This is a genomic window from Nocardiopsis listeri (genome assembly GCF_020741345.1).
GTDB lineage: Bacteria > Actinomycetota > Actinomycetes > Streptosporangiales > Streptosporangiaceae > Nocardiopsis > Nocardiopsis listeri_A.
Map to the genome: position 1 here is coordinate 1 of NZ_DYZD01000357.1, position 3,708 is coordinate 3,708.

Annotated in this window: 2 protein-coding genes and 1 tRNA gene; all 3 read right to left on the reverse strand. The window is 66.4% G+C overall.

Going from position 1 to position 3,708, the window contains the following annotated elements; translation table 11 throughout:
• Positions 1 to 230: 230 nt before the first annotated feature.
• Positions 231 to 304, reverse strand: a tRNA-Ile gene (locus tag K8V84_RS19180).
• A 200-nt stretch (positions 305 to 504) separates the two neighbouring features.
• Positions 505 to 1,134, reverse strand: coding sequence for a DUF3566 domain-containing protein (locus K8V84_RS19185; protein WP_304076892.1), 630 nt, complete (start codon positions 1,132 to 1,134; stop codon positions 505 to 507).
• 101 nt (positions 1,135 to 1,235) lie between these two features.
• On the reverse strand, positions 1,236 to 3,708 hold a 2,473-nt coding region (gene gyrA / locus K8V84_RS19190; protein WP_304076896.1), incomplete at its 5' end, for a DNA gyrase subunit A.

Consider the following 3,708-nt stretch of genomic DNA (forward strand, 5'->3'; position numbering starts at 1 on the left):
CTTCCAAGCGTGAGCAGGGTCGTCCTCGTCGTGTTCCGCAGCGGGTGTGAGGGCTTCGGTCGGAGTCGAGTCGACATGACGATTCGACCCGTTGTCGACTCGGCGACCCGTCGGTACCGGGGGAGCGCAGGCTCTGGAGATACCGTGGGGTCCCACCGTCGGATGACGGTCGAAACAAAAAGAGCCTCGCTCTCCGGATGGAGAAGCAAGGCTCTGATCTGTAAAAAGTGTGGGCGTACCAGGACTTGAACCTGGGACCTCATCCTTATCAGGGATGCGCTCTAACCGACTGAGCTATACGCCCTCGTTCCGTCAGGAACTCTACCGTATCCCGGAGGCCTGGGCGAACCGCAGACCTGCTGGCACGAGAGAGGGGACACGGGATGAACCGCGTCCCTCTTCACCTCCCATTTTAGCCCGTTCCCGACAGTGCTCGGACCGTTCCGGAACGGACGTCGGGCCCGGCTCCTACCAGGAGAGCCGGGCCCGACGGGCAAGCGATCTCTACTCGGCCTCGGAGAGGGTGACGTCGACGCCACCGACCAGGTCCGCGACCAGGTTGTACACCATCGCCCCCACCGTGGACAGGGCGGTCAGCAGCACGACGTTCAGCGCGCCGACGACACCGGTGTAACCGAGGACACGACCGGGCGAGAACCAGGCGGCCGGGTTCAGCCCCAGCTCGTCGTCGCCACCGTCACCCTCCAGGAGGGCGTTGATCATGTTGGTGAGCTCCTCGAAGACGCCCAGCATCGACAGGACCGCGTAGATCACCGCGACGGCGACGAACAGGATGATGAAGCAAACGAGGGCGACCACGAAGCTGAACTTCATGACCGACCACGGCTCCACCCTGGAGACGGTCAGGTGGGCCTTCCGGCTCGCCAGCGTCGCCTTGACGGCGGTCGGGCTCTCCGGTTCGGGATTCGCCTTGGGCTCTTCGGACGTGGACTGGGTTTCGGGCTTGGATTCCGACGTGGACTCAGACGTCACTGTGGTGCCCCCCGATTCCTGCTCGGCCGTTGCCTCTGAGGAGTCCGCAGCGGTCGGTTCCGCCGTCTCCACGTTCGAGTCCCCTGCGACACCCGCCGCGTCGGAATCTTTGCTGCTGGTGTTCGACTGATTCTCAGACATAGAAACGTTTCCGCTGGACTTTCATTGGGACGGGTCGATCCGTGTGTCCCGCGGGGCCGCCGAAACGAACCCCACGGGACGTACTGCGTATAACGCGCAGTCTAGGCCTCGTGGTCGCCTTCACCCGCGACCTGACCGTCACCCGTGTCGGCGTTCGCGTTCTCGGCCGCTTCGACCGCATCCGCGACCTCCTCGGCCTCGGCCTCCTCGGCGGCCTCCGCGTTGGCGGCCACGGCGACGATCTTGTTGCCCTTGTCGAGGTTCATCAGACGGACGCCCATGGTGGTACGACCGGACTGCTTGACCTCACCGGCTCCGGTGCGGATGACACCGCCGGCGGAGGTGATCGCGAAGATCTCGTCGACCTCCGGGTCCACCATCAGGGCGCCGACCAGCTTGCCGCGGGCCTCCACGACCTTGGCCGTCAGCACACCCTTGCCGCCACGGTTCTGCGTCGGGTACTGCTCCGAGGGGGTCCGCTTGGCGTACCCGTTCTCGGTGGCGACCAGGACGTCGGTCGAACCGTCACCGGGCCGGATGACGTCCATGGAGAGCAGGTAGTCGCCCTCCAGGAAGCGCATGCCGATCACACCGCTGGTGGCGCGACCCATGGGCCGCAGCGACTCGTCGGAGGCCGAGAAGCGGATCGCCTGGGCGTCACTGGAGATCAGCAGCAGGTCGTCCTCGGAGAAGACCAGGCGGGCGGCGATGAGCTCGTCGTCCTCGCGCAGGTTGATCGCGATGATGCCGGCCGAACGAGCGGAGTCGAAGTCCGCCAGACGCGACTTCTTGACCAGGCCCTCGCGGGTGGCCAGCACCAGGTACGGCGCCGCCTCGTAGTCGCGCAGCGCCATGATCTGCGCGATCTCCTCGCCCGGCTGGAACGGCAGCAGGTTAGCGACGTGCTGACCGCGCGCGTCGCGTGCGGCCTCCGGCAGCTCGTAGGCCTTCGTCCGGTACACCCGGCCCTGGTTCGTGAAGCAGAGGATCCAGTGGTGGGTGGTGGTGACGAAGAAGTGCTGGACGATGTCGTCCTGCTTGAGCTGGGCGCCGCGCACACCCTTGCCACCGCGCTTTTGCGCCCGGTAGTTGTCGATGCGGGTGCGCTTGGCGTATCCACCGCGGGAGATCGTGACGACCACGTCCTCCTCGGCGATGAAGTCCTCCATGCGCATGTCACCCTCGAACGGGATGATGTGCGTGCGTCGCTCGTCGCCGTACTTCTCGACGATCTCACCGAGCTCCTCGCGGATGATCGCGCGCTGGCGCTCCTGCGAGCCGAGGATGTCGTTGTAGTCGGCGATGAGCGCCATCAGCTCGTCGTACTCGGAGGTGAGCTGGTTGCGCTCCAGGGCGGCCAGCTTGCGCAGCTGCATGTCGAGGATGGCGCGGGCCTGGATGTCGTCGATCTCCAGCAGCCCCATCAGGCCGGTACGCGCCTCGTCGGCCGAGGGGCTGGCCCGGATGAGGTTGATGACCTCGTCGATGCGGTCCATGGCACGCAGCAGCGCACGCAGGATGTGCGCCCGCTCCTCGGCCTTGCGCAGCAGGTACTTCGTCCGACGGACGATGACCTCGACCTGGTGCTTGACCCAGTGGCGGATCATCTGGTCCAGGCGCAGGGTGCGCGGCACCCCGTCGACCAACGCCAGCATGTTGGCGCCGAAGGTCTCCTGGAGCTGGGTGTGCTTGTACAGGTTGTTCAGCACGACCTTGGCCACTGCGTCGCGCTTGAGCACGATGACCAGGCGCTGACCGGTACGGCCACTGGACTCGTCGCGCACGTCGGCGATGCCGTTGACCTTGCCGTCCTTGACCAGGTCGGCGATCTTCAGCGCGAGGTTGTCCGGGTTGACCTGGTAGGGCAGCTCGGTGATCACCAGGATCTGGCGACCTCGGTTGTCCTCTTCGACCTCGACGACGGCGCGCATGGTGATGGAGCCGCGCCCGGTGCGGTACGCCTCCTCGATGCCGCGCTTGCCCACGATGAGGCCGCGGGTCGGGAAGTCGGGTCCCTTGACCCGGGCCATCAGCTCGTCGAGCAGTCGCTCGTCGTCGGCCTCGGGGTTGTCCAGGTACCAGTAGACGCCCTCGGCGACCTCGCGCAGGTTGTGCGGCGGGATGTTGGTCGCCATACCGACCGCGATACCCGAGGAACCGTTGACCAGCAGGTTCGGGAAGCGGGCCGGCAGGACGACGGGCTCCGAGGAACGACCGTCGTAGTTGGGCCGAAAGTCGACGGTCTCCTTGTCGATGTCCCGGAGCATCTCCATGGCCAGCGGAGCGAGCTTGCTCTCCGTGTAGCGCATGGCGGCGGCCGGGTCGTTGCCCGGCGAACCGAAGTTGCCGTTCGGGTCGACCAGGGGCATCCGCATCGACCACCACTGGGCCAGACGGACCAGGGTGTCGTAGATGGCGCTGTCGCCGTGCGGGTGGTAGTTGCCCATCACGTCACCGACGACGCGGGCGCACTTGAAGTAGCCGCGGTCGGGGCGGTAGCCGCCGTCGTACATGGCGTACAGGACGCGCTGGTGGACCGGCTTGAGGCCGTCCCTGACGTCGGGGAGGGAGATC